Consider the following 26,192-nt stretch of genomic DNA (forward strand, 5'->3'; position numbering starts at 1 on the left):
CGGGCGGCATCTGAACTGCTTCTAACTTGATGAATGTTAAGCTGTTTCGCCGTCCTCAGGAATTCGGGGAAATTCCATTTGGCGCAGGCCGTCTTTGTGCATCGCGGTGCCGTCTTGCCAACGCAACAAGGTGAGGGGTGTCATAAGAACAAATCTGGAACGAACCGGCCAGGGGTGCTATATGTGGGGATAAGTGGAGGGGTGACGGGCCGATCCGTCCGCGCAAGCGTATAGGGTCGCGTCAACAGGTTGCAGAGGACGCGGGCGCGTCCCGGGCCTTCTAAAATTCAGTGGCATTCGGAGTGGAGAGCGGCGATGGCGGGAAGCGTCAACAAGGTCATTCTGGTTGGAAATCTCGGCAAGGATCCCGAAATCCGCCGCACCCAGGACGGGCGGCCGATCGCGAATTTGAGCATCGCCACCTCGGAGACCTGGCGCGACAAGAATAGCGGCGAGCGCAAGGAAAAGACCGAGTGGCATCGCGTCGTGATCTTCAATGAAGGGCTCTGCAAGGTCGCCGAGCAGTACCTGAAGAAGGGCGCGAAGGTTTACATCGAGGGCGCGCTCCAGACCCGCAAATGGACCGACCAGAGCGGCGCCGAGAAGTACTCCACCGAGGTCGTGCTCCAGGGCTTCAACTCGACCCTGACGATGCTCGACGGCCGCGGCGGCGGTGGAGGCGGCAGCTTCGGCGACGAGCCGGGCGGCGATTTCGGCTCCTCCGGTCCCGTCAGCAGCGCGCCGCGCCGTGCCGTTGCCGCCGGCGGCGGCGGTGGTGGCGGTGGTGGCGGTGGTGGTGGCCGCAACAGCGACATGGACGACGATATCCCGTTCTGAGGCGGGCGGGGGCGCTTCGCCCCTGATGTCACCTTGCTCGCGTAAAACGACAGGAGTCCTTACCAATTGACGGGCAAAGCTCGGTTTTTGCGGGCTTGCCTCATGTGCTGCCTCAAGCCTTTGACGAGGCGTGATGTGAATGGTATTAACTTGATGTTAATCCTATTCACATGGGTCGGCCGTCGATCGGAGAAAGCCCTGCATGAGCGTTGCGCCGCTGCTTGAGGCTGCTCCAGCGATCCCGCTGCACGCCTTTGCCGCCATGGCCGCCTTCGTGCTCGGCCTCGTTCAGTTTGCCGCCCCCAAGGGCACGCTGCCGCACCGGACGATCGGCTGGATCTGGGTGGGGCTCATGGCGGTCGTTGCGGCATCGTCGTTCTGGATCCACCAGATCCGCCTGGTCGGGCCGTTCAGCCCGATCCATCTCCTATCGATCTTCACGCTGGTGATGCTGCCGCTCGCGGTGTGGCGGGCGCACACCCACCGGGTCGCCGATCACCGGCGCATCATGATCATGACGTTCGTCGGCGCGCTCGTCATTGCCGGGCTGTTCACGCTCGTGCCTGGACGGATCATGCACCGGGTGATTTTCGGAGCCTAGGACGTGGTTCCATGCGGCTCATTCCGGCTTCGCTCGATGCAGTGGTGCTGAGCTCGTAAGTCTCTGGAAAAACAGTCGGAAAAACCGCTTCCCCAGACCTCGCAAGGGTGGTTATCAGGGGGGCGATGCGCTATATGATTCCCAGATAAAATCTCACCGGATTTCCCCTTGGCTGACGACGACAACAAGCCCGGCGACCAGCCGGCGCAACCCTCGGACATTCGTCCCGTTTCCATCTACGAGGAGATGAAGAAGTCCTACCTCGATTACGCGATGAGCGTGATCGTGGCGCGTGCGCTGCCCGATGCGCGCGACGGGTTGAAGCCGGTTCATCGCCGCATCCTCTACTCGATGAACGAGCAGGGGCACACGCCCGACAAGAAGTACGTCAAGTCGGCGCGCGTGGTCGGTGACGTCATCGGTAAATATCATCCGCATGGCGACCAGTCGATCTACGACGCCATGGTCCGGATGGCGCAGGACTTCTCGATGCGCGTGCCGCTCATCGACGGCCAGGGCAATTTCGGCTCGGTCGACGGCGATCCCCCGGCCGCCTATCGGTACACCGAAGCGCGACTGACGAAGGTGGCGTTGGCTCTGCTGGCCGACATCGACAAGGACACCGTCGACTTCCAGCCGAACTACGACAACAACGAAACCGAGCCGTCGGTCCTGCCGGCCAAGTTCCCGAACCTCCTGGTCAACGGGGCGGGCGGCATCGCGGTCGGCATGGCCACCAACATCCCGCCGCACAATCTCGGCGAGGTCATCGACGCCTGCGTCGCGTTGATCGACAATCCTGCGCTCACCATCGAGGAACTCATCAACATCGTTCCGGGACCGGATTTCCCGACCGGCGGCGTCATTCTCGGACGCGCGGGCATCCGCGCCGCCTACCACCTCGGCCGCGGCTCCATCGTCATGCGCGGCAAGGTCGCGATCGAGACCATCCGCAAGGAGCGCGAGGCGATCATCATCACCGAGATTCCCTACCAGGTGAACAAGGCGACGATGGTCGAGCGCATCGCCGAGCTGGTCAAGGAAAAGAAGATCGAGGGCATCGGCGACCTGCGCGATGAATCCGACCGCGACGGCTACCGCGTCGTCATCGAATTGAAGCGCGACGCCGTGCCGGATGTGGTGCTGAATCAGCTGTACCGATTCACGCCGCTGCAGACGAGCTTCGGCGTCAACATGGTGGCGCTCGACAGCGGCCGTCCGCGGATCATGCATCTGAAGGACCTGCTGGCGATCTTCGTCGACTTCCGCGAGCGGGTCGTCACGCGTCGCACCAAGTTCCTGCTCGCCAAGGCGCGCGATCGCGCCCACATCCTGGTTGGTCTGGCGATCGCGGTCGCGAATATCGACGAGATGATCCGCGTCATCCGGACCTCGCCCGACCCGACCACTGCCCGCGACACCCTGATGTCGCGCGACTGGCCGGCACGGGACGTCGAGGACATGCTGACGCTGATCGACGATCCGCGCCACCGCATTAGCGAGGACGGCACGATCCGGCTGTCGATGGAGCAGGCGAGGGCCATTCTCGATCTGCGCCTTCAGCGTCTCACCGCGCTCGGCCGTGATGAAATCCGCGACGAGCTCGACAAGCTCGCGGGCGAGATCGCCGATTATCTCGACATCCTGCGCTCGCGCGCCCGCGTGCTGGGCATCATCAAGACCGAGCTCGCCGAGGTGAAGGCCGAGTTCGCGACCCCGCGCCGCACCGTGATCATCGAGCAGGAGGGCGAGGTCGAGGACGAGGACCTGATCCAGCGCGAGGACATGGTCGTCACCGTCTCCCACGCCGGCTACGTCAAGCGCGTGCCGCTGTCCGCCTACCGGGCGCAGCGCCGCGGCGGCAAGGGCCGCGCCGGCATGCAGACCCGCGACGAGGATTTCGTCAGCCGCCTGTTCGTGGCGTCGACGCACACACCGGTGCTGTTCTTCTCGTCGCGCGGCCAGGTCTACAAGGAGAAGGTGTGGCGCCTGCCGATGGCCGCGCCGAACGCGCGCGGCAAGGCGCTGATCAACATCCTGCCGCTGGAGCAGGGCGAGCGCATCACCACCATCATGCCGCTGCCGGAGGATGAATCGACCTGGGGCAACCTGGACGTGATGTTCGCCACCACCGGCGGCAACGTCCGGCGCAACAAGCTGTCCGACTTCGTCGACGTCCGCCGCTCCGGCATCATCGCCATGAAGCTCGATGAGAATGAAGCGATCGTGGACGTGCAGATCTGCACCGAGCACGACGACGTGCTTTTGACCGGCGCCGGCGGCCAGTGCATCCGCTTCCCCGTCACCGACGTGCGCGTCTTCACCGGGCGCACCTCGATGGGTGTGCGCGGCATTGCGCTCGGCGAGGGCGACAAAGTGATCTCGCTGGCGATCCTGCGCCATGTCGAGACCTCTTCGGACGAACGCTCGGCCTATTTGAAGATGCGCCGCGCCGTCGCCGGCGAGGCCACGACCGAGGAGCCCGCAGTGGATGCCGAGGCCGAGGAGACTTCCGGCAGCTTCCAGCTTCCGCAGGAGCGCTATATCGAGATGTCGGCGGCCGAGCAGGTCGTGCTCACCGTCTCCGTCAACGGCTACGGCAAGCGGACCTCGTCCTACGAGTACCGCACCACCGGCCGTGGCGGCAAAGGTATCGTCGCCATGAGCGTCAACAACCGCAACGGCAATCTGGTGGCCTCCTTCCCCGTGGAAGACGCCGACCAGATCATGCTGGTCACCGACAAGGGCCAGCTCATCCGCTGCCCGGTCGAAGGCATCCGCGTCGCCGGCCGCTCGACCCAGGGCGTGATCGTGTTCGACACCGCCGAGGACGAGCACGTCGTCTCGGTCGAGCACATCACGGAAGAGGCCGAGAGCGGCAATGGCGAGAACGGGAACGGTTCGTAGATCGAGCCGATCCCGTCAGGTGTCGTCCCCGTTGACGGTTGCAATCAACCGGATAGGTCCGGCACGGCACAACGCGCCGGTGTCCGGCCTATGATCCTGGAAGATGCGGCTGGCGCGATGCCTTCCAGCCGAGCACGGCCAGCGGAATTGCCAGTGCTGCCCAGGACAGCGCGTCCCAGCCATCGTCGCCGAACAGCGCCGACGCCAGCCCGACAAGGATGAGCCCCCCGAGCAGGAGCGGCCAGCGAAAGATCTCGTCCATGGTGTGGCGCTCGCGCTTCATGGACGGATCCCGGATGTCGCTACGACAGGCGGCCCGTCCTGAGCGCGCGTGGGGACGCGAGGCGATTTGCGCTTGCCGAGCCAGAGATAGACGCCGCTGGCAAGCACGACGATGGCGGCAAGATCGAACAGCGCCCAGATGATCTTCAGCGGCAGGCTGCCGTAGTCCCCGAAATGAAGCGGGCGCGATACCTGCAACGCCCTGAGATACCACGGCAGGCCACGCGCGGTGACGAGCTGCCCGGTTTCGGCGTCGAGCATCGCGGGCGTGAACAGGCGCGAGGTGATCGGCGTCGTGCCCTTGGTCCAGACGATGAAGTGCCGTGGTGTCCCGAACCGTGCGACCGTCGGAACGATGATGCTGGCCGGCGTATTGCCGTCGAGCGCCCGACGTGCTGCGGCCATGACGTCGTCGACGTCGGCCCATTTCGCAAGCGGCGGCTTGCCCAGATGCGGCGCGATCAGCTCCGGCATCACCTCCGCGCGCCAGGCGGAGAACAGCGGCAACGATATCGTGTTGATGACACCGGTGACGCCGACGGCAAGCAGCCATATGAGAGTCACTCCGCCGATCAGATTGTGCAGGTCGAGCCATTTGACCCGCGACGCGCCGATACGACGCACCGTGCCGAAGTTGAGCCGGCGCATGAAGGGCGCGTAGAGCACGATGCCGGAAACGATCGCGATGACAAACAACAGGCCCATGACGCCGAGAAACAGTTCACCCGGCAACCCCAAGAACATGTCGCGGTGGAATATGCGGATGGCGCTCATCAGGCCACCCTGCTGCGTGTCTTCGCCGATCAGTTCCGCGGTCCTGGAATCGAATGACAGCTTCAGGAAACGTTGGCCGGGGGGAGCTTCGGGCGTAGCCGAGAGGAATACGTTGACGACGTTGGCGCGATCGTCGTCCCAGCCGAGCACCTGGAGGTAGCGCTGCGGATAGCGCGCCTTGGCGGCGTCGACCAGCCGGCTTAACGGAGCCTGCGGAGTATCCGCCGGGAGCTCTCGGGCCGAGGCTTCCGACTTGAAGAGCTCGTCGATCTCGTCATGAAAGATCAGCGGCAGCCCGGTGATGCAAAGCATCAGGAGGAATAGCGTGCAGACAAGGCTGGTCCATTTGTGGACCAGCGACCACCATTTGACTGACTGTGCTGTCATCCCCTCACCACCGGTAGGTCAGCGTCGCCAGCACCGTGCGCCCCAGCGCCCAGCGGCAGCCGCCGGCCGTGCATAACGAGACATAGGTCTTGTCGAACACGTTGTTGACGTTCACCGCCGCACTGAGGCCCTTCCACTGCTGATACCGCATCCCGAAATCATAGGACAGCACCGCATCGAACACCGTGCTGGCCGGCACCGTGGCGGCGGGCAGGAAGACGCCCGGCACGATGGTCGGAACCGTCAGATTGTTGGCGTTGGTCGTGTACATGTCGTGGACGTAGCGGACGCCGCCGCCGAAGCCGAAGCCGGTGGCAGGACCGCCCTGCACCAGATAGTTGGCCCAGAGCGAGGCGGTGTGCATCGGGACGTTGGCGAGCCGCTTGCCGAAATTGACGTCCTGGGGCGAACTGATCCGGTTGTCGAGATAGGAGTACTGCCCGCGCAGGCTCAGGCCGGGCAGGGGGCTGCCGACGACGGACCCTTCGAACCCGCGCGAGCTGACCTCGCCGACCTGCGCCGTGGTGTTGGCGGGAATACCGGGGCCACTGATGACGGTTGCGACGTTTTGCTGCTTGAGGTCGTAGACCGCGGCCGTGAACATCAGATTGGTCCCGACCGGCTGATACTTCACGCCGCCTTCGTACTGTTCGCCGGTGGTCGGCTTGAACGGCTGACCGTTGAGCAGCGTGCCGACCGAGGTCGGCTGGAACGAAGTCGAGTAGCTGACATAGGGCGCAATGCCGTTGTCGAAATTGTAGATCGCGCCAATGCGGCCGGTTGGCTTCTGGTCGTCGTTCAGGACGCGAACGCCGGTGTTCTGCGCCAGGGTATTACCCTCGGCCCAGTCGTAGCGGACTCCGCCGAGCACGGTGAGCCGGCCGAGCCTGGCCTCGTCCTGGACGTAGAGGCCGCGCTGCGACAGGTGCTGGTCGAGGTTCTGGAAGAGCGCCGTGGGGACGGCGATGTTCTGCGTGTAGTTCGGCGCCAGGATGTCGAGCGTGTTGGTGGCCGCGAAGCGGGCGAGATTGTTGAAGTCGAACCGCTGGTAGTCGAGGCCGGCGAGCACCGTGTGCTGCAGCGGTCCCATGTTGAACTTGGCCTGGAGCTGGTTGTCGGCAGCGAATGTGTCGAGGTTCTCGTTGGTCGAGAAGTAGCTCCGGTTGATCGTGCGGCCGTCGACCAGCCGGAGCGTGCCGCCCGCGCCCGTCGTCGTGAACCCGCCGGGCTGCACCTCGACATAGCTGAGCTCATTGTGCAGGTAGCGTACGTTCTGGCGCACCGTGAAGACGTCGTCGAAACGATGCTCGAACTCGTAGCCGGCGGTTGCCTGCTTGTATTTGAGAGTCTCGTAGTTGAGATCGCCGGCAAAGAAATTGCGCGGGATCTGCCCGAACGTCCCCGGCACCAGCGTGCCCTGGATCGGCAAGAGCGCGAAGGCACCACCCTTCGGGTCCTGCCGGTAGCTCGTCAGGAAGGTGATGGTGGTGTCGATACTCGGACGCCACGTCCAGGCCGGCGCGATCGAAAATCTTTGCTCGCCGATATTGTCGACCTGGGTGTCGGCGTTGAGGCCGATACCGGTGACGCGGTAGAGCAGCGTCTTGTCCTTGTCGACGGGGCCGCCGACATCGAAGGCGCCCTGGATCCGGTTGAACGAGCCGGTTTGCAGGGAGACTTCTCCGAACGGATTTTCAGTCGGGCGCTTGCTGACGAGGTTGAGGATGCCGCCGGGCGAGGCGGCGCCGTAGAGAATTGACGCCGGCCCGGTGATCACCTCGGCGCGCTCGAGCAAATAGGGATCGACCCGCGGCGCACCGAACGGTCCGCCCTGGAGCCGCAGCCCGTCCAGATATGTTTCGAGGCTGAAGCCGCGCGCGCTGACGTTCTGAAAGCGGAAATCGGTATCGTTGCTGAAATAGATTCCTGGCGCGTAGCGCAAGAGGTCGCGGACGCTCTGGGCGCGCCGCACGTCCATTTCTTCCCTTGTGATGACGGTAATGGACGCTGGCGTCGACATGATCGGTGAATCCGTCTTGGTCGCGCCCGAGGCGCGCGTTGCGACGGGTCCGTTCGTCCCGGCATTGACGCGCGCTGCTGTTCCCACCAGCGCTTGAGGCTCCGGCTGTACTGTCGAACGGTTGGCCTGTTGAGCGGACCGCTGGCTCGCACTGCGCCGCGCCGATGCGTTGCGCCGGACCTGGACCGGACGTTGCGCGCGCTGAACGGGTGCGTCGACCGTCACCGGCGGCAACGCGGATGCACCGGATTGGCCAGTGTTCTGCGCGTTCACCGGCGTGACGGCCATCAGCAAGCAGCCGAGCGTGAGTGCGCTGGCTGTGCTCTTGAAAGTGTTCCTTAAAAAATAGTCCGCACGACCACGCAGTCCGTGTCCATCGCATTCCATGTCAGCGCCCCATCCGGCGATCGCCGCGCCGGCGGGATGATCCTTCTGACCTCACGCGACTTCGCACCCGCGCGCGTGTTAGATGGCGACATTGCGAGCGTCGAGTTGGACGAATTTTGAATCACTCGAAACGTCATAATTGGAGACATTCTTAGAACTTCTAAAAAAGCGAAGCTAACTGATCGACAAAACATTGGAATTTGTTGCTGCGTATGTCTGGCGATGGGCCAGACAAGATTGAGGTGCGCGCGAATGTCGCACACTCCCGGGTAAGCGGGCGTGACGAGCTCTACCTGTCGGTGATCGGCATCTCATCGAGACGCGTGGTGCGAATCCTGCCTTGCCCTGAACGGGCGATCCACACGATGATCAGATCTCCAACTCGGTCCCGAACTCAACCACCTGCCTGGTTGGCACGCCGAAGAACGCGGCGGAGCGTTCGGCGTTGCGCTGGAGGAAGGCGAACAGGCCTTCGCGCCAGACCCACATGCCCGGAATGTCCTCGCTCGGGATGATGGTTTCGCGGCCGACATAGTAGGTGATGTCGGAGAGGTCGATGCCGGGCAGCTTGCCCTGGCGGCAGGCGAGCGTTAGGCCCGCATAGATCGTCGGGTTCTGCATGAAACCGTAATGCAGGACCACGCGGGTGATGCCGGGAACGATCTCGATCACCTCGGCACGGTCTTCATCGTTGATGTGCGGGGATTCCTCGATCAGCACGGTGACGAGGACGATGCGCTCATGCAGCACGTGGTTGTGCTTGACGAATTGCGTCAGCGCCAGCGGCACGCCGCGCGGCGCGGATGCCAGGAAGACGGCGGTCCCGGGCAGTCTGGCGCGGCACTTGTTGACCGCGGTCTCGATCAGGTCCTCCTCGGGCTGGCGCAGCTTCGCGCGCGCCGCCTCGACCAGCTTCACGCCGCTGCGCCAGGTCAGCATCATGAAGGCGACGAGGGCCGCGAGCAGCAGCGGAAACCAGCCGCCCTCGAACAGCTTGATCGAATTGGCCGAGAAGAAGATCACGTCGATCACGAAGAAGAAGCCGTTGACGGCGACCACGATCCACGGCGAATAGCCCCACTGGATCGCGACCAGGGCCGCGAGCAGCGTGGTGATCGCCATCAGCAGCGACACCGCGATGCCGTAGGCGCCGGCGAGCGCTTCCGAGGTGCCGAAGCTCAGGACCGCGCCGAGCGTTGCGGCAGCGAGCAGCCAGTTCACCAGCGGCACGTAGATCTGGCCCATCGCATGGCTCGTGGTGTGGCGGATCTGCATGCGCGGCAGGAAGCCGAGCTGGATCGATTGCTGGGTCAGCGAGAACACGCCGGAGATGATCGCCTGCGAGGCGATCACGGTCGCGAGCGCCGAGAAGGCGACCAGCGGATAGTGCAGGGCGTCCGGGCAGAGCTGAAAGAAGGGGTTCTCGATCATCGCGGGATCGGTGATCAGCAGCGCGGCCTGCCCAAAATAGTTCAGCACCAACGCGGGCAGGCAGATCGCGAACCAGGCGAGCCGGATCGGGAAGCGGCCGAAATGCCCCATGTCGGCGTACATGGCTTCGCCGCCGGTCACCGCCAGGAAGGCGGCGCCGAGGATCGCGAAGGAGATGTGGAAGTCCTGGTGGATCAGGAAGTTGAAGGCATAGAGCGGGCTCAGTGCCGCGAGCACGGCCGGGGCCTTGACGATGCCGTGGACGCCGAGCGCGGCCAGCACGAAGAACCAGGCCAGCATCACCGGCCCGAAGATGCGGCCGATGAAGCCCGTGCCCTGCTTCTGGATCATGAACAGCCCGATCAGGATGGCGACGGTGATGGGCACGACGACCGGCGCGAGCGAGGGCGCATCGACCTTGAGGCCTTCGATGGCTGAGAGCACCGAGATGGCCGGGGTGATCGCGCCGTCGCCATAGAGTAGGGCGGCGCCGACGAGGCCGACCACCAGGAGATGCGCGCGCCAGGTGCCGGACTGGGCGTGGCGGGCGTGGAGCAGCGCCAGCAGCGCGACGATGCCGCCTTCGCCGCGATTGTCCGCGCGCAGGATCAGAAGCGCATATTTCAGCGAGATGATCAGCAGCAGGGCCCAGAGGATCAGCGAGGCAACGCCCAGGACAGCGTCGGGAGTCAGCGTAGCGCCATGGGCGGCCGCCTTGGCGGCTTCCTTCAGGGCGTAGAGGGGGCTGGTGCCGATATCGCCATAGACCACCCCGAGGGCGCCCATGGTCATGGCAATTGGCAGAGGGTCAGGGTGATGGCCGGAAACGACTGCGGGCGTACTGGACAAGGTCGACCCCCCGATGGGATCGCGCCCGCCGGGCCATTCCGACGGGCGCGAATATCAGACAGTCTGCGACGGGACGTCGCAAATATCCATGGGATTTATCTCGGGGTCTATATGACGCGAAGCTGACAGGTTCGACTACGGGGTCCGGTCGGCGGTCACGAGACGCGCCTCGCGGATATTGGCCTTGGTGCCGGCCTGACGCAGGCAGGACGCCTCGAAGTTTGGCCAGGCCTGCTGCGAGCAGTCCTTGCCGACGGTGCGGATATCGAGGCGGTCGCTCTTGGCCAGCGGCTGCGGGACGCTCGCTTCGACGGACGGAGCGAAACCGGGAAGGACGGTGAGAGCGGCGGCAACAAACGCGGCAATAGCGACGGCCGAGATGGTCTTGATCATTGACGGTCCCCTGTGATGCGGCCGCTACGCCCAGTTGTGCGGCCCGTCATTCGTTGGGTGGATTAGTAACCATGGCCAGTTTCCGGACGTCTTCGCGGACGCCCGAAATGGTTTCGTTCGCACTTCGTTTTGTTTCATGGCCGTCCCGAGGACGAAACAATTCGGGGAATTCCGACTCGGCGCCGCCGAAAAACCGGCAGGGAACCCGTCTGGCTTGCCGGGCCGGGCCGGGCGCGGTAGGACGGGGACATGCCGCGTATCGCCTTCTATCCGGGTTCCTTTGACCCCATCACCAACGGCCATCTGGACGTGGTCCGGAACAGTGTACCCCTGTGCGATCGGCTCGTGGTCGCGATCGGGGTCCATCCCGGCAAGAAGCCGCTGTTCTCAACCGAGGAGCGGCTCAAGATGCTCCATGACGTCTGCGGGCCGGTCGCGGCCCAGGTCGGCTGTACGCTTGAGGCCGTGACCTACGACGATCTTGCGGTCACCGCGGCACGCAGGCACGGCGCGACTGTCATGATTCGGGGTCTGCGCGATGGCACCGACCTCGACTACGAGATGCAACTCGCCGGGATGAACGGCGCCATGGCGCCCGACGTCCAAACCGTGTTCCTGCCGGCCTCTCCGGCCGTCCGCCCAATTACCGGCACGTTGGTGCGTCAAATCGCGGCCATGGGCGGAGATATCTCGACCTTCGTGCCGCCGCTCGTCGCCAACCTGCTCAAGGCCAAATTCGCCGGATAACGGCGCAATTCTTCATCCTACCTGATCCGGAGTTCTCATGATCCGTCGTCTCGCAATTCTTGCCACGATCTTTGCCGCGCTCTTCAGCGCGGTCCCGGCGGTGGCGCAGCAATTGCCGGCCAATCTCGACAAGGCCAACGCCATCGTCATCGACACCACCAAGGGCCGCATCGTCATCAAGCTGCGGACCGACATTGCGCCTCAGCATGCCGAGCGCATCAAGCAGCTCGCGCGCGAGGGCTATTACAACAACGTGCCGTTCCATCGCGTCATGGACGGCTTCATGGCCCAGACCGGCGACGGCGAGAAATTCAACGGCACCGGCGGCTCGAAATATCCGAACCTGAAACAGGAATTCTCCAAGGTTCATTTCGCCCGCGGCATCGTCGGGATGGCGCGGCGCGGCGACAGCGTCGACAGTGCCAACTCGCAGTTCTTCATCATGTTCGCGGACGGCGGCAGCCTCGACAACCAGTACACCGTGATCGGCGAGGTCGTGCAGGGCATGGACGTCGTCGACAAGCTGAAGAAGGCACCGCCCGGTTCGGCCGGCGGTGCCGTCACCGATCCCGACAAGATGGTGAAGGTCCAGGTCGCTTCCGACATCAAATAGGATGGGGCCATGGCGCGCTATGGCAATAGGCTTCTGCTGGCTGCCGCGCTGCTGCTTTCAGGCGTTTCCGGCGCGGCCGCCGGAGACGCAGAGGTCAACACCATCCAGGACATCTTCCAGCACTTGCGGACCTGCTGGAAGCCGCCGCCGCCCAGCAAGGCTCGCCCTATCGACATCACCGTCGTCGTGAGCTTTAACCGGGCCGGAAACATTTTGGGCCATCCGAGGATTACCTATGAATCCGCGGAGGCCTCCGACAATGACCGGCTGCAATACCGGGTCGCCGTGATGGAGGCGCTGCAACGCTGCACGCCGATGCCATTTACCGATGCAATGGCCGGCGCCGCCGCGGGACGTCCATTCGCGATCCAGTTCCGTAACCGGAAGACTTCACCCCCAACGCAAGAGAGACGAGCATGAGCGTCACCGAAAACACCCTGATCCTCGAGACCACGCAGGGCCCCGTCACCATCGAGATGCGGCCCGATCTCGCGCCCGGCCACGTCGCGCGCATCAAGGAACTGGTCCGCGAGGGCTTTTACGACGGCATCGTGTTCCACCGCGTGATCGAGGGCTTCATGGCGCAGACCGGCTGCCCGCAGGGCACCGGCACCGGCGGCTCCGGCAAGAAGCTGAAGGCGGAATTCAACAAGGAACCGCATGTGCGCGGCACCACCTCGATGGCCCGCGCCGCCAGCCCCGATTCCGGCGACAGCCAGTTCTTCATCGTCTTCGACGACGCCCGCTTCCTCGACAACCAGTACACGGTGTGGGGCAAGGTCACCGAGGGCATGGAGAACGTCGACAAGATCAAGCGCGGCGAGCCCGTCCAGAACCCCGACAAGATCGTCAAGGCGCGGATGGCCGCGGACGCGGAGTAACCGCTCAACCCTCATCCTGAGGAGCGCGGAACGCGCGCCTCGAAGGATGAAGGCCCCGCTGTTGCAGCTCGGCCTTCATGGTTCGAGACGGCGCGACGCGCCTCCTCACCATGAGGGTCTGACTGCGTGGCGCTGAGCCCGACATGCGCACTGATCTCTTCGATTTCGATCTGCCCGCCGAGCGCATCGCGTTGCGCCCGGCGAGCCCGCGCGACTCCGCGAAGATGCTGGTCGTGGAAGGCGGCGCGCTGCGCGACCAGCTCATTTCCGAGCTGCCGCAATGGCTGAAGGCGGGCGACCAGCTCGTCGTCAACGACACCAAGGTGATTGCGGCGCAGCTCAAGGGCCGCCGCATCGGCCGCGAGACCGAGCCCAAGATCGAGGCGACGCTGATCAAGCGCCTCGACGGCTCGCGCTGGCAGGCACTGGTGAAGCCGGCAAAAAAGCTCGTGGCAGGCGACCGCATCCGCTTCGGCAACGAGGGCAAGGTTTGCCTGCTCGGCCATCTCGACGCCGAGGTCGAGGCCAAGGGCACCGATGGTGAAGTGACACTGTCATTCTCGTTTCACGGCCCGGCGCTGGATCAGGCGATCGAAGATCTCGGCAGCCCGCCGCTGCCGCCCTATATCGCCTCGAAGCGCACGCCCGACGATCAGGACCTCGCGGACTACCAGACCATGTTTGCTGCGAACGAAGGCGCCGTCGCGGCTCCCACCGCGGGCCTGCATTTCACCCCGGCGCTGGAGCAGGCGCTGCGCGACCGCGGCGTCGGCATCAATCGCGTCACGCTGCACGTCGGGGCAGGGACGTTCCTGCCGGTGAAGGTGGACGACACCGAAGGCCACAAGATGCATGCCGAGTGGGGGACGATCTCGGCCGAGACGGCGGAGCGGCTCAACACCGCACGGCAGAATGGCGGGCGCATCATCGCCGTCGGCACGACGTCACTGCGGCTGCTCGAAAGCGCGGCCAGCGAGGACGGCACCATCCAGCCGTTTGCGGCCCAGACGTCGATCTTCATCACCCCCGGCTATCGCTTCCGTGCCGTCGATGTCCTGCTGACCAATTTCCATTTGCCGAAGTCGACGCTGTTCATGCTGGTGTCGGCGTTCTCCGGGCTCGAAGCGATGCAGCAGGCGTATGCGCACGCGATCGCGAGTGGCTATCGGTTCTATTCGTACGGGGATGCGTGCTTGTTGTTTCGCGCCGAGCCGTAGGGTGGGCAAAGGCGCGTAGCGCCGTGCCCACCATCTATCCGCATATTTCAGGTCGATTGGTGGGCACGCTTCGCTTTGCCCACCCTACGACACCGGTTACGCCATCACACGCTGCGGCAACAGCTCCGCGATCTGCACCGCGTTCAGCGCGGCGCCCTTGAGCAGCTGGTCCGCTGCCACGAACATCGAGATCGAATGCCCTGAGGGATCGCTGAGATCCTTGCGGATGCGGCCGACCAGGACGTCGTCCTGGCCCGACGCGTCGATCGGCATCGGGAAGTAGTTCTTCACGCGGTCGTCGACGAGCTTCACGCCGGGCGCCTGCGCCATGATGGCACGGACCTGGTCCTCGCTGATCGGCTTCTCGCATTCGAAGGTGATGGCCTCGCAATGGGCGCGCAGCACCGGTACGCGGACGCAGGTGACGCCGATCGCGATCTTCTCGTCCTCGAAGATCTTGCGGGTTTCCTTGATGACCTTGGTCTCTTCGTCGTTGTAGCCGGTTTCAGGGTCGACGGCCGTGTTGTGATTGAAGAGATTGAAGGCGTAGGGGTGCGGCATCACCTTGGGCGTATAGACCTGCCCGTTGAGATTGGCGCGGGTGGACTCGACGAGCTCGTCCATCGCGGCGGCGCCGGCGCCCGAGGCCGCCTGGTAGGTCGAGATGATGACGCGCTTGATGCGGTTCTTCTGGTGGATCGGCCAGAGCGGCACCAGCGCGGTGATGGCGGCGCAATTCGGGTTCGCGATGATGCCCTTGTGGTCGCGGATGCGGTTCGCGTTGATCTCGGGGATCACCAGCGGCACGTTCGGGTCCATGCGGAAGGCGGAGGAGTTGTCGACCACGACGGCGCCGGCCTTGACCGCTACAGGCGCGAACTTCTTGGAGATGCTGCCGCCGGCGGAGAACAGCGCGATGTCGACGCCCTCGAAGGCGCGCTCGGTAAGCTCCTCGATGACGACGTCCTGCCCGCGGAACGATACCGTCTTGCCGGCCGAGCGGGCGCTTGCGAGCGCCTTGAGCTTACCGACGCGAAAGCCGCGCTTGTCCATGGTGGCGATGAATTCGGCGCCCACCGCACCGGTGACGCCGACAATCGCGACGACGGGATCGTTACTCACATTCTCCTCCATTGCATTGAGCTGAAGACAACAAAAAAGCCCCGGACCAGAGGTCGGAGCTTCGGTAGAGTGGATTGCGTTTAAGTCGACGACCTACGCGCGCACGCCTCCCCGGGCCCCGAAGGCCGTGGTGGTTTTAGTCGTGCGTTTGGTGGTCGTGAACATGGCGGCGACTTATGCGGGAGAGTTTCGCGCCCGTCAATGGCTTTTCGGCGGGATTGTGGCCGCCGCTATTTCGCCCGGGCGCCCGGCGGCTCCAGGATGACCTCCTTGAGGTTGTCGCCGCTGATGACGACGATCGCGAAATTCAGCCGGCCGCGTTCGCGCACCAGTCCGCCGCTGATCGCCTTGCCCGATGCCGCACGTTCGGCGACGTGCACGGCATCCGCAAGGCGGTGCTTGATGGCACCGAGCGCTGCGAGGTTGCTGCGGTCGTCGAGATCGAGTTCGGCGAGGGGGAGGGCGGCTTCGCCGCCGACGAACTCGCCGGTTGCGGCGTTGATGGTGTGGCGCCAGATGCGGTCGTTGTGCAGGGTCTTCACCCGGTAGACCGGCACGCCGGAGGCTCCGTCGAAACTCACATCCGCCGTCGTGGCACCGGCATGACGGGCTTCCGCAATCGCCATGGCCTGGCCGATCGAGATCGACGAGCTGCGGAATCGTTCGATTTCGCGGCTGACCGCTTGGCGGTCTGCTTCGGCATCACCATCTGTGTCGCCGTGAAGCGCGGTCGGCGTGCCCGTGGTGACGATCGCCCGCGCCGGCGCGGCAAGAAGCAGCGCGGGCAAGGCGATCGCAAGTAATCGCAAGGTCAATCGTTTGGCTGTCGTCATGCTCGAAACCCTCGGCCAGCGAGTGTGCCGGATGATCGTAAAGAATTCGCGGCCGACCTTGGGCATCGGCCGGCCGCGGAGCGTCGCAGCGGGCTGGACCCGGCACGGCGATCTTGGGCGGTACGGACCCCTTTGGGGCTGGTGAAAAAGCGGTCCGTATCGCTTATAACTAAACCATACCGTATCGTTTTGTTTTGGTCAACGACGCGGGCGTAACGTCGAAGGGGAAACGTCGCGACCTCACGGAATTGTCAGCGGGACGGGCGCCGCCGCTGTGTGCCCTTTGCGGGGCTCTGGATGCGGTCTGCTGGTCCCAGCGCACCGGCCAGGAACAGCTTGATCGCCGCGCGCATGCGCTTCTCGGCGGCCTTCAATTCCAGCGCCGTGCCGAACGTCGCCAGGCGGTGGGTGTGACCGACGACGACGTCGAGGAACACCTCTGCCGCGATCGTGGTGTCGTCGACGTCGAGTGCGCCCTGCGCCACCAGACGGTCGAAGAAGCGGGCCGTGGTGGCGACGGCCTTCAGCCAGCCTTCCTCCTTGCCGAGCTTGGCGATGTCGGGGAAGTTGATGGCCTGCGACGTCATCATACGGCTGAATGCGACGGCATCGGGCCCGCAGGTGAAGGTCAGCATCTCGCGCCCGATCTCGACCAGCCGCTGCTCGACGGAAATGTCCGAGGCGCTGGAGAGCTGCGTCTCGGCGGCTGCCGATAGCGGCGCAAGCCAGCGCGCGATTTCGCGCCTCAGCACGGCGGCAAACAGGCCGCGCTTGTCCCCGTAACGGGAATAGACGGTGGGTTTGCTGACCCGAGCGGCTTCCGCGACCGCGTCGAGCGAGGTCGCGTCGAAGCCGCGATCCAGGAACAGGCGGGTGGCGACCTCGATCAGCCGCTGATCGCGCTCGATCGCAGCGGTTTTCGTCGGGCGGCCGCCGCGTGATTTCGGCACCTCGCGCCGTGGCGTTGCCGGCTTTGTCCTGGTCGCAGTCAATCCCATGCCCAATGATTCCTGCGCGCTTCTAATCGTCGTCATTCGCTCTATATCGCGCAGGAGCGGGGGCGTCATCGCGAATCTGGCCGAATTGGCCGTATCGTCAACGGTTTCGGCACGGTCTCGTTCCGTCACGAGAGATCACGGCAGCTTCGAAGTCCAGGCCTGGCCGGAGGCAGCCTTCTCGTATCCGTACTGATACAGCGCCCGCATATAGGCGGTGTCGAACCCTTCCGAAGGCGGCGCGGGGTAATCGCGCGCGATGTAGGAGAGGTGGAAGCCGAGATTGTTGCGCTTGGCGAAATCATAGGTCGAGAAGATGATCGAGCGCGTCTGCGACTGGGTGATCGACGACAGGCTGCGCGAGGCGACGTCGATGGTGCTGTTGGACACGAGCTCGAAATTGCGTTCGATCTTCTTGTTGACGAGGATGTAGATGTTCATCCGCGCGTTGCCGGGCAGGCGGTCCTGGGAGAGCAGGGCTTCCGGCAGCGTCAGCACCGGCGCGGTCACGCCGCCGTCGACATGCATCTCCTGAAATCTGCGGCCCTGGCCTTCGGCGTCGATCATGATGGGCGGAAACACCAGGGGAATGCTGGCGGAAGCCGCCATCACGTCGCGAAACAGTTTTAGCGCCTCGGGTGTTCCGACCGCTGCGATCTTGCCCATGTCCCAGATGGCGGTCCGCTGGGTGTCGAGATCGGTGGTCACCACCAGCAGCTTTCGGCCCTTGGCATTTTCACGCGCGACCTGCGCCATGATCTCCGGCCCGACATAGCGGGCGACGAGCTCGCGCAGCCGCGTGTTGCCGAACAGGCCGGACCCGAACAGCACACGCATGATGCTGGGATCGTTCAGGAGGCTCTCCGCGATGCCGCTGGTGTAGACCTCCCTCAGCGTGTCATCATACTGCGAGCCGAGGAACGCAAAGGGCGCGATCAGGCCGCCGGTGCTCACGCCCGAGACGACCGAGAAGGTGGGACGGGTTCTGGCAGCGGTCCAGCCGCTCAGCACGCCGACGCCATAGGCGCCATCGGCGCCGCCGCCGGAAAGCGCCAGATAGGACTTCGTCGCGGTGCTGGTGTCCTTCTCGAAGCTGAATTTCGTGACGGGCTCGTCGGCGTAGCGGCGCAAGCCGTCGATATCGAGCACGCGCGACGTGCTGGCCTCAGCGGCCGTATAGGGCGTGCGGGGCAGGGAGGTGCAGGCGCCGAGTGCCAAGCTGCATACCAGAACCAGGAATCCGGTCAGGCGGACGCCTGTCTGTCTGATCCAGCCGCGCGAGGGGCCGGACATTTCGGTCGAACATGAAGCGGAGGGCATTGTCGGTGGCTGGCGATCACACAAATACTGCCGCCGGCAAAATTCACCGCGGCATCTCGTCCAGCCCCGCGCAAAAACTACACTGTATCGTTTTGTTTGGCAAGCGCGCCGGGCGATCAAGTCGGCGTCAAATGTGTCCCGCTCTGAGCCACAAGCCGGCTCTGGCGTGGTCCGAGCGGGTTGATCAGCCTCTTCCGACACGCAATAAGCACGACCATGAATCTTCCTGACACCGGTCTACCCAATCACTTCGAGCTGCTCGCCACCGATGGCGCCGCGCGCACCGGGCGCCTGACCACGCCGCATGGCGTGGTGCGGACGCCGGCCTTCATGCCGGTCGGAACCGCCGGCGCCATGAAGGGCATGCACTGGCGCGAGGTGCGCGAGGCCGGCGCCGACATCGTGCTCGGCAACACCTATCATCTGATGCTGCGTCCCGGCGCCGAGCGGATCTCGGCGCTCGGCGGCCTGCAGCGGTTCACCGGCTGGAACGGGCCGATGCTGACGGATTCCGGCGGCTTCCAGGTGATGTCGCTGTCGGACCTGCGCAAGGTCACCGAGAACGCCGTCACATTCCGTTCGCATATCGACGGCGCCAAGGTCGAGCTGTCACCGGAGCGCTCGATCGAGGTGCAGCGCTTCCTAGGCTCCGACATTGCCATGCAGATGGACGAATGCGTGCGGCTGCCGGCCGAGCGGGACGACATCGAACGGGCGATGCGGCTGTCGCTGCGCTGGGCCGAGCGAAGCAAGCGCGCCTTCGAGAGTGCGCCGGACGGCTACATGCTGTTCGGTATCGTGCAGGGCGGCGACGTGCCGCAGCTTCGTCACGCCAGCGCCGAAGGCCTCGTTGCAATCGGTTTCCACGGCTATGCGATCGGCGGTCTTGCCGTCGGCGAGCCACAGGCGGTCATGCTGGCGATGATCGACGAGACCGCACCGATGCTGCCGAGAGAGCGGCCGCGCTACCTGATGGGCGTCGGCACGCCCGATGACATCCTCGAAGCGGTCAAGCGCGGCATCGACATGTTCGATTGCGTGATGCCGACGCGCAATGGCCGTCATGGCGTTGCCTTCACGCGCTTCGGCCAGGTCAATTTGCGCAACGCGCGCCACGCCGACGATCCGCGTCCGCTCGACGAAGAGAGTTCCTGGCCGTCGGCGCGCAACTACGCGCGCGCCTACCTGCATCATCTCGTCAAGGCGGGCGAGACGCTGGGAGCCATGCTGCTCTCCGAGATCAATATCGCCTACTACCAGTTCCTGATGCAGGGCATCAGGGACGCGATCGCACACGGGACGTTCGACGAGTTCTACCAGCGTACGCGCCAGGACTGGGCGAGGGGCGACATCGCCCCGCGCTAGTCAGTTGCAGACGATCCGCTGCTTGACGGCGTGCTTGGTCACGAAGCCGTAGCCGCAATTGTCGCAGGTCCAGAGATAGCTGATCATATGGTCGGAGATGTAGGCGGATGCTTCGGCGGCGACCATCGAGTCGGCGCAGACGGCGCAGGTCGGCAACTCGCTGCAACGCGGGGCGCGGTGATGTGCGACGGTCGACAACACTTCAGCGACTGCTGACATCGTGGTGACCTCTCTGCTTTGAGACCTAAGTCTAACATAGACCGAATCAGTTGACGAGGTCGCAACACAAATGCGTTGGTTTTCTGATAATTACAGCTCACGCGATTTTGCGATGCAGCGTATTTAACATGTGCCGCATTGTCGCTTGCGTGTCGTCCCAAGCTGTCCGTTACTGCGCAAGAGACGCTGCAGAAACAGAAATTGTCGTCACAGGGAGTTCATCATGGACGCATCGTCCAACACGGGTGCAGCGCACCAGCCCGGCCGCGGCCGGATCTACTCTTCGATCGTCGAGGCCTTTGGCGACACGCCGATCGTGCGCTTGCAGCGGCTGCCGGGCATGCACGGCGTCAACGCGACGATTTTGGCAAAACTTGAATATTTCAATCCCGCCGCGAGCGTGAAGGATCGCATCGGCGCGGCCATGATCATCGCGATGGAGAAGGCCGGCATCGTCAAGCCTGACACCGTGCTGATCGAGCCGACCTCGGGTAACACCGGCATCGCGCTCGCCTTTGTCGCGGCCTCGCGCGGTTACCGGCTCAAGCTGGTGATGCCGGAATCGATGTCGATCGAGCGGCGCAAGATGCTCGCCTTTCTCGGCGCAGAGCTGGTGCTGACGCCGGCGGCACAGGGCATGAAGGGCGCGATCGCGACCGCCGAGGAGCTCCTGAAGACGACACCGAATTCGGTCATGCCGCAGCAGTTCAAGAACCTCGCCAATCCCGAGGTGCACCGCCGTACCACCGCCGAGGAGATCTGGAACGACACCGGCGGCAACGTCGATATCTTCGTCGCCGGCGTCGGCACCGGCGGTACCATCACCGGCGTCGGCCAGGTGCTCAAGCCACGCAAGCCGTCCTTGCGGGTGGTGGCGGTCGAGCCGGAGGAAAGCCCGGTGCTCTCAGGCGGCCAGCACACGCCGCACAAGATCCAGGGCATCGGCGCCGGCTTCGTGCCCGACATCCTCGACCGCTCGGTGATTGACGAGATCGTGAAGATCAACTCGACGACCGCGATCGAGACCACCCGGGCGCTGGCGCGGCATGAGGGCATTCCCGGCGGCATCTCCTCGGGCGCGGCGATCGCAGCTGCGCTCCAGATCGGCAAGCGGCCGGAAGCTGCGGGAAAAACCATTCTGGCTATAGTGCCGTCCTTCTCCGAGCGGTATCTTTCGACGGCTCTGTTTGAGGGAATCTAGGACATGACGGATCAACCGAGGCGGCCGCGCACGCTTGGCGATGCGCGGTCGGAGGCCGAGGCGGCGTTCAAGAAGGTGACCGCCAAGGTCGCCGTGGCGCCACCGAAGCCGAACGTGGCGCCGGGAATCAAGGAGCAGGTCACGCTGCGCATCGACCAGGACGTGCTGGAGTTCTTCCAGCAGGGCGGTCCCGGCTGGCAGGACCGCATCAACGAGGCGCTGCGCAAGGCGGCGGGGAAGTAGCGCCTCCTGCCCAGGGGCGCCGAAGGGCGGCGCGCCGGCGAACTCAGAGGACCTGCGACAGAAACCGCTGCGTTCGCTCGTCCTTGGCCGCCGTAAACAAGGCTTCCGGCGGCCCGTGCTCGACGATCACACCGCGGTCGGTGAAGTAGACGTGATCGGCGACCTCACGCGCGAAGTTCATCTCATGGGTGACGAGGAGGCATGTCATGCCATCCTCGGCAAGCTCCCGGATGGTGACCAGGACCTCCTTGACCGTTTCCGGATCGAGGGCGGCCGTAACTTCGTCGAACAGCATGATGTCCGGTCGCATCGCCAGCGAGCGGGCGATGGCCACGCGCTGCTGCTGTCCGCCGGAGAGCTCGCCGGGATAGGTATCCTCCTTCCCCGCGAGCCGAACCTTGGCAAGCAGCGCCCGGGCGCGCGCTTCGACCTCGGCACGCTTCTGGCCGAGAACATGGATCGGCGCCATCATCACGTTCTGGAGCGCGGTCTTGTGCGGGAAAAGATTGTACTGCTGGAAGACCATCCCGACCTTGCGGCGCAGCGCCAGCTTGTCGAGCCTGGGATCGGACACCTCGATGCCTTCGATCTGAATGCTGCCGGACGAGATCGGCTGAAGGGCATTGATGCAGCGGATCAGCGTGGATTTCCCTGATCCGGACGGGCCGATGATACAGATCACCTCGCTCTTTTTGACCGACAGGCTGATGCCTTTCAGGACCTCGAGAGCTCCGAACGACTTTCTGACGTCGACGCATTGGACGATGGGCTGATCCGGAGTCCAGCTCGTGGCCATGCACTGCTCCCTCAGCGTATGCGGAACCGACGCTCGAGACGCGCGGTCCAGAGGTTGATCGGATAACAGTAGAGAAAGAAACACAGCAGCGCGAAACCGTAGAGCGGAGCGAACAGCTCCGGCCTGCCGCCTTCGGCGGCATGCACCTGCGCAGTCAGGGTGAGCATTTCCGAAACACCGACGATCGATGCCAGCACCGTCGACATCGCGACCAGCGCATAGACGTTCATCCAGGGCGGCAGCATGCGCTTGATGCACTGTGGCAGCATGATCAGCCACATCGTCTGGCGCCGCGTGAACGAGAGCGATTCCGCCGCCTCCCATTGCGTCGACGGAATGGAGCGGACGGCACCGCGCACGACCTCGGCGACGTTCGCCATGACCGGCAATGCGAAGCCCACCGTCGCCTTGATCCAGTCCGGCAAGGGGATGGTCGTCTTGAAGAGGGTGACCTGGAAGGGCACCAGAAACATGACGAAGAACAGCAGCACCAGCCAGGGTGCGTTGCGGAAGAATTGAGTCAGGAGCCAGCTGACGGCGGCGAGCGGTCGAAACTCCGACAACAACCCCAGACCCAGGCCAAGCCCGGCGATGGTCCCCAGCAGCATGGCCAGCAGGGAGATCAGGATGTTGAAGGCGAACCCGCGCAGCAGCAGCGGCGACCACTTCACAATGACTTGCAGCGGGGACAGCACCGCCGGTCCGGTCTGCGCCCACGCGGTGGACGCGGCCATGATGGCGCAGAAACCGAGGATCGCGGCGGCCAGCGGGCCGATCCGAACGGACATCCGGGTCGGCACGGGACGATACGGCAGAAGGACGGCAAGCCTGTGCTCGGGCTGGGCGCCTTTCATCGGGCGTATCCCGGGATGCGCATCGCCCGCTCCCAGCGATGCATCAGCCAGACGAGGACGCCGACAAGGATGCCGTAGGTCGCCAGCAATACGACCATCATTTCGAAGACGTTCTGCGATTCCGACCAGACCTGCTTGACCGCATACAGCGTCTCGGGAACGGCGATCGCGTAGGCGAGGGTGGTCGTCTTGAGCAGGTTGACGAGGTTGTTGTTCAGTGCGGGAAGGCAGACGCGAATGGCCAGCGGAAGGACGATATGGACGTAAGCCTTAAGGCGCGTGTATCCGAGCGCCTCCGCGGCTTCCAGCGTCGTCCTCGGCACCGCCTCGATGCCTGAGCGGAAGATTTCGACGTTGAAGGCGCCCGCGAACAGCGACAGAGAAATGATGGCCCATTGGACGTTGCTCAGCAGCGGAACGCGCATGCCTGCCGCCTCGACGGCCGGGAGCATGGTGCCGAGGCCGAAATAGAAAAAGAAGATCTGGACCAGCGGCGGCGTGTTGCGGAACACCACCACGAAAGCATTGACGGGCAACCGCAGCAGCATGGACGGACTGCCTTGCAGCAAGGCGCCGACCGCGCCGATGATCAGGCTCAGCAGGATGGTCGTGACACTCAGAAGCAACGTCATCTTGAGCCCGCCGAAATAGCGGTCCCAATCGTAGGCATCGTAGAATACGGAGAAATTCAGCCCCGTCGTTTCGTAGAGCCGTTGAAACCAGTCGCCGATTTCGTGCATTTTGCGCGACACCAAACTGTTGAGGCGATGCCTCGTATCAGTGCATTGGCTCGACCTGTTCGGAGCGCAAGACGGATCTGGCGCTCCGCTCTGCGCGTCTATTTGTCCTTGTATTGCTCGTGCATGAGCAGCGAATACTCGGTCGGCGTAATGCCCCACTTCTTTTCCGCTGCCACGATGAAGCCGGTCTTCATCCAGTCCTTTGTCATATCTTCGAGCAGCTTCTGAAGGCTGGAATTATCGAGCGCGACAGCGATCATCCATGGCGATGGCAAAATACCTTTCAGGGGCAAGTCGTAGTCCGCCTTCCACTCGTCCTCGAGCAGCTTGCCTTGCAGGAAGGTCTGATCGTAGACATAGCCGATGCAGTTGCCCTGCTTCATGGCGAACAGAGGCTTCTCCGAGCCGTCAAACGCAACGATTTCGGGGCCGTAGGATTTGGCAACGTCCTTGTTGTACCAGGCCCCCGACGTTGCACAGACGGGTTTTCCCTTGAGCTCGGCCCAGTCCTTGATGCCGGACTTCTTGTTGAGAAGGATGTTCACATAGTCCGAATAGTACAGCGGCTCGATGGCTTGAACCACGCGACGGCGTTCCGGCCTGTCCGACATGGTCGCGATCAGCAGGTCGACCTTTCCCTGCTGAAGAAATTCGATCCTGTTGGAGGCCGCGACCGGAACGAGTTCGAGTTTGACGCCGAGGCGTTTGGCAATGTCTGCGGCGAGATCCGGCTCGATGCCGACCACGTTTCCCGTGGGATCGCGGAAGCCGAAGGGCTTGTAGTCAGCCTTGACGCCGACATTCAACGTGCCGCGCTGCTTGATGGCATCGACGCCATCGGCGGCTTGGGCACTGCCAAGCATCAGCAGCGCCGCGATGCCTGTCATCATGGAACGGACAATGTCTCTCATCGGATGACGCCTCCAGGATTGTGATCACGACGCGCGTTGAGCGCGCTTGTTCAAGATACAAGGCTCGTGCCAAACGTCACGAAAAACGGGAGATGGAGAATGGGCTGAGGTCGATCGCGCTTCGACCGCCGGTCACCATCCCGGCGACGACGTTGCCGATACCTGCCGAGTGCTTGAAGCCGTGGCCCGAGCACGCCGAGACGACACAAATCCGGTCCTGGTCGGGATGGCGGTCGATGATGAAGCCCCGATCGGGCGTCACCGTGTAGATGCAGGCAGCCGCCTGCGCGACGCGCGGCGTGGCGCCGGCGAGCCGCCCCGCGACGTGCTTCCGGTACATTTCAGCCGATTCCGCGGGATCGACGGTGCGGTCGATGGCGTCGGCCGTCGTGTTGGTCTCGTACTGCTCGGTCGCGACCTTGAGACGACGATCGCCAGGCAGCGGCGGGAAGCCGTAGAGGTAGTCGACATCCGTCGCGCCATGCATCCAGATGAACACAGGGGCGTCGGCGCGATACGCGCTGGTATCGTCGAGCTCGTACCAATGCAGCACCTGCCGCTTCACCGTGAGCACGCGATCAAACGGCGCGCCGAGCAGGTGGGAATTCCAGCCGCCTGCCGACACCACCACCTGGTCCGCCTCGAATGTGCCCGAGGACGTTTCCACCCGAACGGCGGGGCCGCGCTGCGCGATCGAGAGAACCTCGACTCCCGTGCGGATCGTTGCGCCGAGCTGCTCCGCGCGCGTCAGCTGCGCCTTGATGCAGCGCTCCGGAAAAACGTACCCTCCGCCGGGTTCGTAATAGGCCTTCTCGTTGCCCTGGAGATTCAGGAACTGCGGGAAGCGATGAGCCACCTCTCGCCCGTCGATCACTTCATGCGCGATGCCGAAGTCACGCGCGGCCCCAATCGAGCGCGCGACGAAATCCGGCTTGCCGTGGTGCGACGTCTCGCCGACACCGGGCGCTATGACGACGAGGCCGCATGGGTTCAGCAGCTCGGCAGACGTCTCGGCTTCGAGCTCACGCCAGATCCGGTGCGTATCCAGCACCAGGGGCACGTAATCGCGGCCTTCGCCGACCGCCTGCCGGGTGATGCGGGTTTCGCCGTGGCTGGATCCCATCGTGTGGGGCGGGGCAAAGCGATCGAGGCCAACCGCCTTTACCCCTCGCTTGGCCAGTTGATAGAGGGCCGCGCTGCCCATGGCACCGAGGCCGATCACCAGAATATCCGCTTGCTCGCTCATGGATCGGGACTGCTCAATTGT

General features: G+C 64.2%; 26 protein-coding genes. 11 read left to right on the top strand and 15 right to left on the bottom strand.

The genetic code is table 11. The annotated features are described in order from the left end of the window. Positions 1-315 precede the first annotated feature (315 nt). The 3 genes from AB7Z56_RS21435 to gyrA all read left to right on the top strand — a co-directional run bounded on the left by AB7Z56_RS21435 (position 316) and on the right by gyrA (position 4,345). Positions 316-837 (top strand): single-stranded DNA-binding protein, encoded by a 522-nt coding sequence (locus AB7Z56_RS21435; protein ID WP_354123743.1) that lies wholly within the window; start codon positions 316-318, stop codon positions 835-837. Between the two features lie 202 nt (positions 838-1,039). After that, positions 1,040-1,438, top strand: a complete 399-nt coding sequence (locus AB7Z56_RS21440) for a DUF2306 domain-containing protein (protein ID WP_166096654.1) — start codon at positions 1,040-1,042, stop codon at positions 1,436-1,438. A 168-nt stretch (positions 1,439-1,606) separates the two neighbouring features. Continuing rightward, positions 1,607-4,345 (top strand): DNA gyrase subunit A, encoded by a 2,739-nt coding sequence (gyrA, locus tag AB7Z56_RS21445; protein WP_166096653.1) that lies wholly within the window; start codon positions 1,607-1,609, stop codon positions 4,343-4,345. An 88-nt stretch (positions 4,346-4,433) separates the two neighbouring features. On the opposite strand, the gene AB7Z56_RS21450 is transcribed toward gyrA, so the two are convergent. The 5 genes from AB7Z56_RS21450 to AB7Z56_RS21470 all read right to left on the bottom strand — a co-directional run bounded on the left by AB7Z56_RS21450 (position 4,434) and on the right by AB7Z56_RS21470 (position 10,868). Beyond that, complete coding sequence (locus AB7Z56_RS21450; protein WP_071913707.1) at positions 4,434-4,628, bottom strand: hypothetical protein; 195 nt, start codon at positions 4,626-4,628, stop codon at positions 4,434-4,436. Then, complete coding sequence (locus tag AB7Z56_RS21455; protein ID WP_166096651.1) at positions 4,625-5,788, bottom strand: PepSY-associated TM helix domain-containing protein; 1,164 nt, start codon at positions 5,786-5,788, stop codon at positions 4,625-4,627. The genes AB7Z56_RS21450 and AB7Z56_RS21455 overlap by 4 nt, the downstream gene beginning before the upstream one ends. A gap of 4 nt (positions 5,789-5,792) precedes the next feature. After that, positions 5,793-7,808 (bottom strand): TonB-dependent siderophore receptor, encoded by a 2,016-nt coding sequence (locus AB7Z56_RS21460; protein ID WP_354123744.1) that lies wholly within the window; start codon positions 7,806-7,808, stop codon positions 5,793-5,795. Between the two features lie 756 nt (positions 7,809-8,564). Further along, the gene (locus AB7Z56_RS21465) at positions 8,565-10,418 is read right to left on the bottom strand and encodes a potassium transporter Kup (protein WP_166096648.1); all 1,854 of its coding nucleotides are present in this window, start codon (positions 10,416-10,418) and stop codon (positions 8,565-8,567) included. 192 nt (positions 10,419-10,610) lie between these two features. Continuing rightward, entirely contained in the window at positions 10,611-10,868 is a 258-nt protein-coding gene (locus AB7Z56_RS21470; protein ID WP_135213706.1) for a hypothetical protein, read from the bottom strand. A gap of 249 nt (positions 10,869-11,117) precedes the next feature. Here AB7Z56_RS21470 and coaD point away from each other — a divergent pair, with 249 nt between their 5' ends. The 5 genes from coaD to queA all read left to right on the top strand — a co-directional run bounded on the left by coaD (position 11,118) and on the right by queA (position 14,326). Further along, a complete protein-coding gene (gene coaD, locus AB7Z56_RS21475; protein ID WP_085404698.1) occupies positions 11,118-11,615 on the top strand; it encodes a pantetheine-phosphate adenylyltransferase in 498 nt (165 codons plus the stop codon). Positions 11,616-11,652: 37 nt separating this feature from the next. Further along, on the top strand, positions 11,653-12,228 hold the full coding sequence (locus tag AB7Z56_RS21480) for a peptidylprolyl isomerase (protein WP_063983168.1): 576 nt from the start codon (positions 11,653-11,655) through the stop codon (positions 12,226-12,228). A 9-nt stretch (positions 12,229-12,237) separates the two neighbouring features. Then, complete coding sequence (locus tag AB7Z56_RS21485) at positions 12,238-12,648, top strand: hypothetical protein (RefSeq protein ID WP_063983169.1); 411 nt, start codon at positions 12,238-12,240, stop codon at positions 12,646-12,648. Next, entirely contained in the window at positions 12,645-13,109 is a 465-nt protein-coding gene (locus AB7Z56_RS21490) for a peptidylprolyl isomerase (protein WP_071913717.1), read from the top strand. Before AB7Z56_RS21485 ends, AB7Z56_RS21490 begins: the two co-directional genes overlap by 4 nt. 143 nt (positions 13,110-13,252) lie before the next feature. After that, positions 13,253-14,326 carry a tRNA preQ1(34) S-adenosylmethionine ribosyltransferase-isomerase QueA gene (gene queA, locus AB7Z56_RS21495; RefSeq protein ID WP_354123745.1) on the top strand — a complete coding sequence of 358 codons (1,074 nt, stop codon included), beginning with the start codon at positions 13,253-13,255 and terminating at the stop codon, positions 14,324-14,326. A 96-nt stretch (positions 14,327-14,422) separates the two neighbouring features. On the opposite strand, the gene AB7Z56_RS21500 is transcribed toward queA, so the two are convergent. The 4 genes from AB7Z56_RS21500 to AB7Z56_RS21515 all read right to left on the bottom strand — a co-directional run bounded on the left by AB7Z56_RS21500 (position 14,423) and on the right by AB7Z56_RS21515 (position 18,569). Beyond that, positions 14,423-15,460 (bottom strand): aspartate-semialdehyde dehydrogenase, encoded by a 1,038-nt coding sequence (locus AB7Z56_RS21500; RefSeq protein ID WP_208071261.1) that lies wholly within the window; start codon positions 15,458-15,460, stop codon positions 14,423-14,425. A 218-nt stretch (positions 15,461-15,678) separates the two neighbouring features. Then, the gene (locus AB7Z56_RS21505; protein WP_208073857.1) at positions 15,679-16,281 is read right to left on the bottom strand and encodes a PepSY domain-containing protein; all 603 of its coding nucleotides are present in this window, start codon (positions 16,279-16,281) and stop codon (positions 15,679-15,681) included. Positions 16,282-16,532: 251 nt separating this feature from the next. Beyond that, positions 16,533-17,279, bottom strand: coding sequence for a TetR/AcrR family transcriptional regulator (locus AB7Z56_RS21510; RefSeq protein WP_166105815.1), 747 nt, complete (start codon positions 17,277-17,279; stop codon positions 16,533-16,535). Between the two features lie 135 nt (positions 17,280-17,414). Next, entirely contained in the window at positions 17,415-18,569 is a 1,155-nt protein-coding gene (locus AB7Z56_RS21515; RefSeq protein WP_167767903.1) for a patatin-like phospholipase family protein, read from the bottom strand. 243 nt (positions 18,570-18,812) lie between these two features. On the opposite strand from AB7Z56_RS21515, the gene tgt reads away from it, so the two are divergent. Then, entirely contained in the window at positions 18,813-19,961 is a 1,149-nt protein-coding gene (gene tgt / locus AB7Z56_RS21520) for a tRNA guanosine(34) transglycosylase Tgt (RefSeq protein WP_038932997.1), read from the top strand. On the opposite strand, the gene AB7Z56_RS21525 is transcribed toward tgt, so the two are convergent. Next, on the bottom strand, positions 19,962-20,180 hold the full coding sequence (locus tag AB7Z56_RS21525) for a hypothetical protein (RefSeq protein WP_028152106.1): 219 nt from the start codon (positions 20,178-20,180) through the stop codon (positions 19,962-19,964). Between the two features lie 223 nt (positions 20,181-20,403). Between AB7Z56_RS21525 and cysK the strand changes: the two genes are divergently transcribed. Both cysK and AB7Z56_RS21535 read left to right on the top strand, forming a co-directional pair. Further along, entirely contained in the window at positions 20,404-21,381 is a 978-nt protein-coding gene (cysK, locus tag AB7Z56_RS21530) for a cysteine synthase A (protein ID WP_166096645.1), read from the top strand. A gap of 3 nt (positions 21,382-21,384) precedes the next feature. Beyond that, entirely contained in the window at positions 21,385-21,624 is a 240-nt protein-coding gene (locus AB7Z56_RS21535) for a BrnA antitoxin family protein (protein WP_028152108.1), read from the top strand. Between the two features lie 43 nt (positions 21,625-21,667). Here the strand turns inward: AB7Z56_RS21535 and AB7Z56_RS21540 are convergent, their stop codons facing one another. From AB7Z56_RS21540 to solA, 5 genes are all read right to left on the bottom strand, one after another. Beyond that, complete coding sequence (locus AB7Z56_RS21540) at positions 21,668-22,420, bottom strand: amino acid ABC transporter ATP-binding protein (protein ID WP_038955459.1); 753 nt, start codon at positions 22,418-22,420, stop codon at positions 21,668-21,670. Positions 22,421-22,431: 11 nt separating this feature from the next. Further along, on the bottom strand, positions 22,432-23,274 hold the full coding sequence (locus AB7Z56_RS21545; RefSeq protein WP_166096644.1) for an amino acid ABC transporter permease: 843 nt from the start codon (positions 23,272-23,274) through the stop codon (positions 22,432-22,434). Beyond that, positions 23,271-24,014 (bottom strand): amino acid ABC transporter permease, encoded by a 744-nt coding sequence (locus AB7Z56_RS21550; RefSeq protein ID WP_166096643.1) that lies wholly within the window; start codon positions 24,012-24,014, stop codon positions 23,271-23,273. Before AB7Z56_RS21550 ends, AB7Z56_RS21545 begins: the two co-directional genes overlap by 4 nt. Positions 24,015-24,112: 98 nt before the next feature. Next, positions 24,113-24,925: a transporter substrate-binding domain-containing protein gene (locus AB7Z56_RS21555; protein WP_135213698.1), complete on the bottom strand. Its 813-nt coding sequence runs from the start codon at positions 24,923-24,925 to the stop codon at positions 24,113-24,115. 76 nt (positions 24,926-25,001) lie between these two features. After that, the gene (solA, locus tag AB7Z56_RS21560; protein WP_166096642.1) at positions 25,002-26,171 is read right to left on the bottom strand and encodes an N-methyl-L-tryptophan oxidase; all 1,170 of its coding nucleotides are present in this window, start codon (positions 26,169-26,171) and stop codon (positions 25,002-25,004) included. Positions 26,172-26,192: the final 21 nt, after the last annotated feature.

The organism is Bradyrhizobium sp. 482_C4_N1_8 (assembly GCF_052075965.1).
GTDB classification, from domain to species: domain Bacteria; phylum Pseudomonadota; class Alphaproteobacteria; order Rhizobiales; family Xanthobacteraceae; genus Bradyrhizobium; species Bradyrhizobium barranii.

Coding starts and splice junctions, on each gene's coding strand:
- AB7Z56_RS21435 (WP_354123743.1), top strand. CDS start 316: ATGGCGGGAAGCGTCAACAAGGTCATTCTGGTTGGAAATCTCGGCAAG.
- AB7Z56_RS21440 (WP_166096654.1), top strand. CDS start 1,040: ATGAGCGTTGCGCCGCTGCTTGAGGCTGCTCCAGCGATCCCGCTGCAC.
- AB7Z56_RS21450 (WP_071913707.1), bottom strand. CDS start 4,628: ATGAAGCGCGAGCGCCACACCATGGACGAGATCTTTCGCTGGCCGCTC.
- AB7Z56_RS21455 (WP_166096651.1), bottom strand. CDS start 5,788: ATGACAGCACAGTCAGTCAAATGGTGGTCGCTGGTCCACAAATGGACC.
- AB7Z56_RS21460 (WP_354123744.1), bottom strand. CDS start 7,808: ATGTCGACGCCAGCGTCCATTACCGTCATCACAAGGGAAGAAATGGAC.
- AB7Z56_RS21465 (WP_166096648.1), bottom strand. CDS start 10,418: ATGACCATGGGCGCCCTCGGGGTGGTCTATGGCGATATCGGCACCAGC.
- AB7Z56_RS21470 (WP_135213706.1), bottom strand. CDS start 10,868: ATGATCAAGACCATCTCGGCCGTCGCTATTGCCGCGTTTGTTGCCGCC.
- coaD (WP_085404698.1), top strand. CDS start 11,118: ATGCCGCGTATCGCCTTCTATCCGGGTTCCTTTGACCCCATCACCAAC.
- AB7Z56_RS21480 (WP_063983168.1), top strand. CDS start 11,653: ATGATCCGTCGTCTCGCAATTCTTGCCACGATCTTTGCCGCGCTCTTC.
- AB7Z56_RS21485 (WP_063983169.1), top strand. CDS start 12,238: ATGGCGCGCTATGGCAATAGGCTTCTGCTGGCTGCCGCGCTGCTGCTT.
- AB7Z56_RS21490 (WP_071913717.1), top strand. CDS start 12,645: ATGAGCGTCACCGAAAACACCCTGATCCTCGAGACCACGCAGGGCCCC.
- queA (WP_354123745.1), top strand. CDS start 13,253: ATGCGCACTGATCTCTTCGATTTCGATCTGCCCGCCGAGCGCATCGCG.
- AB7Z56_RS21500 (WP_208071261.1), bottom strand. CDS start 15,460: ATGGAGGAGAATGTGAGTAACGATCCCGTCGTCGCGATTGTCGGCGTC.
- AB7Z56_RS21505 (WP_208073857.1), bottom strand. CDS start 16,281: ATGACGACAGCCAAACGATTGACCTTGCGATTACTTGCGATCGCCTTG.
- AB7Z56_RS21510 (WP_166105815.1), bottom strand. CDS start 17,279: ATGGGATTGACTGCGACCAGGACAAAGCCGGCAACGCCACGGCGCGAG.
- AB7Z56_RS21515 (WP_167767903.1), bottom strand. CDS start 18,569: ATGTCCGGCCCCTCGCGCGGCTGGATCAGACAGACAGGCGTCCGCCTG.
- tgt (WP_038932997.1), top strand. CDS start 18,813: ATGAATCTTCCTGACACCGGTCTACCCAATCACTTCGAGCTGCTCGCC.
- AB7Z56_RS21525 (WP_028152106.1), bottom strand. CDS start 20,180: ATGTCAGCAGTCGCTGAAGTGTTGTCGACCGTCGCACATCACCGCGCC.
- cysK (WP_166096645.1), top strand. CDS start 20,404: ATGGACGCATCGTCCAACACGGGTGCAGCGCACCAGCCCGGCCGCGGC.
- AB7Z56_RS21535 (WP_028152108.1), top strand. CDS start 21,385: ATGACGGATCAACCGAGGCGGCCGCGCACGCTTGGCGATGCGCGGTCG.
- AB7Z56_RS21540 (WP_038955459.1), bottom strand. CDS start 22,420: ATGGCCACGAGCTGGACTCCGGATCAGCCCATCGTCCAATGCGTCGAC.
- AB7Z56_RS21545 (WP_166096644.1), bottom strand. CDS start 23,274: ATGAAAGGCGCCCAGCCCGAGCACAGGCTTGCCGTCCTTCTGCCGTAT.
- AB7Z56_RS21550 (WP_166096643.1), bottom strand. CDS start 24,014: ATGCACGAAATCGGCGACTGGTTTCAACGGCTCTACGAAACGACGGGG.
- AB7Z56_RS21555 (WP_135213698.1), bottom strand. CDS start 24,925: ATGAGAGACATTGTCCGTTCCATGATGACAGGCATCGCGGCGCTGCTG.
- solA (WP_166096642.1), bottom strand. CDS start 26,171: ATGAGCGAGCAAGCGGATATTCTGGTGATCGGCCTCGGTGCCATGGGC.